We start from the raw sequence: 4,161 nt of genomic DNA, 5'->3' as shown, positions 1-4,161 counted from the left end.
CCGGCCCGCCGCCGACCGCCCGGCAAGCGAGCGGCGTCCGGCAAACGAGGCGTCCGGGCGAACGACGGTGCCGGCAACCGACCGCGTCCGCGAACGACCGCGTCCGGCAACCGACCGGCAACCGGCCGCCACACACACCCCGACAACCCGGGGCCGCTACCCGGCCGCGCCGACGTCGTGCCTGATCAGCGCCCTACTGGGCGAACCCCGCCACGATCTTCGCCTGCCCCTTGCTCTCCTCGACCAGTGCCAGGAAACGCCCGTCGGGCCCGAACACCGCGTTCGGCCCGGGCGGCAGCGCGGGGACCTCGATCCGTACGCCGTTGCCCAGCAGCCGCGCCTGGTCGGCGTCCACGTCCCAGCGCGGGAAGGCGGCCGCCGCCGCCCGCTCGATCGGCAGGACGTCGAAGGTCTCCTGCAACTGCTCCAGCGTCCGCGCGCCGTCCAGCCCGTAGGGGCCGACCCGGGTGCGGCGCAGCGCGGTGAGGTGGCCGCCGACGCCGAGGCCGGCGCCGAGATCGCGGGCGAGCGCGCGGATGTAGGTGCCGGAGGAGCACACCACGGTCACGTCCAGGTCGATCGCGTCCGGCGCGTCGGCCGGCACCCGCAGGTCGTGCACGGTGAACGCGGAGACCGTCACCGGCCGGGCGGGCAGCTCGAACTCCTCGCCCTCGCGTACCCGGGTGTAGGACCTGACGCCGTTCACCTTGATCGCGCTGACCTTGGACGGCACCTGCTGGATGGGCCCGGACAGCGCGGCGACCCCGGCGTCGACCGCGTCCCGGGTGACCCCGGTGGCGGGCGTGGACGCGGTGACCTCGCCCTCGGCGTCGTCGGTCACCGTGGTCTGTCCGAGCCGGATGGTGCCGGTGTACTCCTTCTCGGTGAGCGCGAGGTGCCCGAGCAGCCGGGTGGCCTTCTCCACCCCGATGACCAGTACCCCGGTCGCCATCGGATCCAGGGTGCCCGCGTGGCCGACCCGGCGGGTGCCGGCGAGCCGCCGCATCCGTGACACCACCCCGTGCGAGGTGAGCCCTCCGGGCTTGTCGACGATGACCAGACCGGAGGGACCCTCTTGCTGACGTGTCATGCGGGCGACGAACCGTCCTCGTGGTGGGGATCGGCGTCGTGGGAACCGGCGTCGGGCGAGGCGGCGCCGGGGGCCGCGTCGGAGTCCACCTCGTCGAGGTCGTCCTCGTCGGCCGGCTTGCGGTACGGGTCCGCGTCCCCCGCGTACTGCGCGTCGGTGGCCGTCTTGCGCACCTCCTCGTCCGCCGCGCGGGCGCGGGAGAGCAGATCCTCGATGGCGCGGGCGTTGTCGGGCAGGGCGTCCGCGACGAACGCCAGGCTGGGGGTGAAGCGCACCCCGGTCTGCCGGCCGACTTCGGAGCGGAGCACGCCCTTGGCGCTCTCCAGGGCCGCGGCCGAGGCGGCGCGCTCCTCGTCGTCCCCGTAGACCGTGTAGAAGACGGTCGCCTCCCGCAGGTCACCGGTGACCCGGGTGTCGGTGATGGTCACATACCCCAGCCGCGGGTCCTTGATCCGCCGCTGGAGGGTCTCGGCGACCACGACCCGGATGCGGTCCGCCAGCTTTCGCGCCCGCGCGGTGTCGGTCATCGTCTTCTTCTCTCTGTCTGCTCTGGTTCGGTGGCAGTTCGGTGGCTACGGATCTGCCGCGGGTTTACTGCGGGTGTCCGCGGGTCTTCCGGGGGGCTTCCACGTTCTCCCGCGGGGCGTCGTCCCCCTCAGTCGTCGCCGCCGTGGATGCGCTGCCGTACCGACAGCAGATCCACCTCGGGCCGGGCGACCATCCAGCGTTCGCACCGGTCGAGCACGTCCTTGATATGACCCAGGTCCCCGGAGACCACCGCGATTCCGATTTCGGCCCTGCGATAGAGGTCCTGCTCCCCCGTCTCCGCGACGCTGATCCCGAATTTCCGGTGCAGCTCGGCGACGATCGGACGGATCAGGGACCTCTTCTCCTTCAGCGACCGTACGTCACCGAGCAGCAGGTCGAAGCACAGAGTGCCTACATACATATAAGGGACGGTACAGGCGAAGGCCGGGGCCGATCGACGGATTTTCCCACCCGTCGACCGGCCCCGGACCGGTGTCACCTCAGCCGAGGCGCCGGATCAGCCGCGCGGCTTCTCCCGCATCTCGTAGGTGGCGATGACGTCGTCGATCTTGATGTCGTTGTAGTTGCCGAGGTTGATACCGCCCTCGTAACCCTCACGAATATCGGTGACGTCGTCCTTGAAGCGGCGCAGACCCTCGATGTTGAGGTTCTCCGCGATGACCTTGCCGTCGCGCAGCAGCCGCGCCTTGGTGTTGCGGCGCACCTCGCCGGACCGGACCAGCACACCGGCGATGTTGCCGAGCTTGGAGGAGCGGAAGACCTCGCGGATCTCGGCGGTGCCGAGCTCCACCTCCTCGTACTCGGGCTTGAGCATGCCCTTGAGCGCGGCTTCGATCTCCTCGATGGCCTGGTAGATCACCGAGTAGTACCGGACGTCGACGCCTTCGCGCTCCGCCATCTGGGCGGCGCGACCGGCCGCCCGGACGTTGAAGCCGATGACGATGGCGTCGGAACCCGTCGCCAGGTCGATGTCCGACTCGGTGACCGCACCCACACCGCGGTGCAGGACCCGGATGTCGACCTCTTCACCGACGTCGAGCTGGAGCAGCGAGGACTCGAGAGCCTCCACCGAACCGGACGCGTCGCCCTTGATGATGAGGTTGAGTTCCTGCACCAGACCGGCCTTGAGCGCCTCGTCCAGATTCTCCAGGGAGAACCGGACACCCTTGCGGGCGAAGCGGACGTTGCGCTCACGCGCGGCACGCTTCTCGGCGATCTGACGGGCGGTGCGGTCCTCGTCGACAACGATGAAGTTGTCGCCGGCGCCCGGCACGTTGGTCAGGCCCAGGACCTGGACCGGGGTGGACGGACCCGCTTCGTCGAGCGTGTTGCCCTGGTCGTCGAGCATGGCCCGGACCCGGCCGTAGGCGTCGCCGACGACCATCGTGTCGCCGACCCGCAGGGTGCCGCGCTGCACCAGGACGGTCGCGGTGGCGCCGCGGCCCTTGTCCAGGTGCGCTTCGATCGCGATGCCCTGCGCGTCCTGCTCCGGGTTGGCCCGCAGGTCGAGCGACGCGTCGGCGGTCAGGATGACCGCCTCCAGCAGCGAGTCGATGTGCAGGCCCTGCTTGGCGGAGATGTCGACGAACATGGTGTCGCCGCCGTACTCCTCGGCCACCAGCCCGAATTCGGTGAGCTGGCCGCGCACCTTGGTCGGGTCGGCGCCCTCGACGTCGATCTTGTTGACCGCGACCACGATCGGCACATCGGCGGCCTTGGCGTGGTTGAGCGCCTCGATCGTCTGCGGCATCACACCGTCATTGGCCGCGACCACCAGGATCGCGATGTCGGTGGACTTGGCACCGCGGGCACGCATGGCGGTGAACGCCTCGTGACCGGGGGTGTCGATGAAGGTGATCGCGCGCTCTTCGCCGTTGACCTCGGTGGCGACCTGGTAGGCACCGATGTGCTGGGTGATGCCACCGGCCTCGCCCGCGACCACGTTGGTCTTGCGGATCGCGTCGAGCAGCCGGGTCTTTCCGTGGTCGACGTGACCCATGACGGTCACGACCGGCGGACGGGAGACGAGCGACTCCTCGCCGCCCTCGTCCTCACCGAACTCGATGGAGAACGACTCGAGCAGCTCGCGGTCCTCCTCCTCCGGGCTGACGATCTCCAGCACGTAGTTCATCTCGCCGGCGAGCAGCTCCAGGGTGGAGTCGGACACCGACTGGGTGGCGGTCACCATCTCACCGAGGTTGAGCATCACCTGGACGAGCGACGCCGGGTTGGCGTTGATCTTCTCGGCGAAGTCGGTGAGCGAGGCGCCGCGGGAGAGCCGGACGACCTGGCCGTTGCCGCGGGGCAGCAGCACGCCGCCCACGGACGGGGCCTGCATGGCCTCGTACTCCTGGCGCCGCTGACGCTTGCTCTTGCGGCCGCGTGCCGGACGGCCGCCGGGGCCGCGACCGAACGCGCCCTGCGTGCCACCACGGCCACCCGGGCCACCGGGACGACCGCCGAAACCGCCGGGACGGGGACCGAAGCCGCCGCCACCGCCGGGAGCGCCGCCGCCACCGGGA

Annotated in this window: 4 protein-coding genes; all 4 read right to left on the bottom strand. The window is 70.7% G+C overall.

Annotated elements, in window-relative coordinates; translation table 11 throughout:
• Positions 1-193: 193 nt before the first annotated feature.
• The gene (truB, locus tag GA0115240_RS04075; protein ID WP_093735269.1) at positions 194-1,090 is read right to left on the bottom strand and encodes a tRNA pseudouridine(55) synthase TruB; all 897 of its coding nucleotides are present in this window, start codon (positions 1,088-1,090) and stop codon (positions 194-196) included.
• A complete protein-coding gene (gene rbfA / locus GA0115240_RS04070; RefSeq protein WP_237554584.1) occupies positions 1,087-1,617 on the bottom strand; it encodes a 30S ribosome-binding factor RbfA in 531 nt (176 codons plus the stop codon). The genes truB and rbfA overlap by 4 nt, the downstream gene beginning before the upstream one ends.
• A gap of 128 nt (positions 1,618-1,745) precedes the next feature.
• Positions 1,746-2,039 (bottom strand): DUF503 domain-containing protein, encoded by a 294-nt coding sequence (locus tag GA0115240_RS04065; RefSeq protein WP_093735268.1) that lies wholly within the window; start codon positions 2,037-2,039, stop codon positions 1,746-1,748.
• Between the two features lie 96 nt (positions 2,040-2,135).
• Positions 2,136-4,161, bottom strand: a 2,026-nt coding sequence (gene infB / locus GA0115240_RS04060) for a translation initiation factor IF-2 (RefSeq protein WP_107407089.1), incomplete at its 5' end; no start/stop codon positions are given.

The organism is Streptomyces sp. DvalAA-14 (assembly GCF_900091855.1).
Classification (GTDB): domain Bacteria; phylum Actinomycetota; class Actinomycetes; order Streptomycetales; family Streptomycetaceae; genus Actinacidiphila.
The sequence above is the reverse complement of the archived record's forward strand: the minus strand, read 5'-3'. Positions and strand labels throughout refer to the sequence as shown.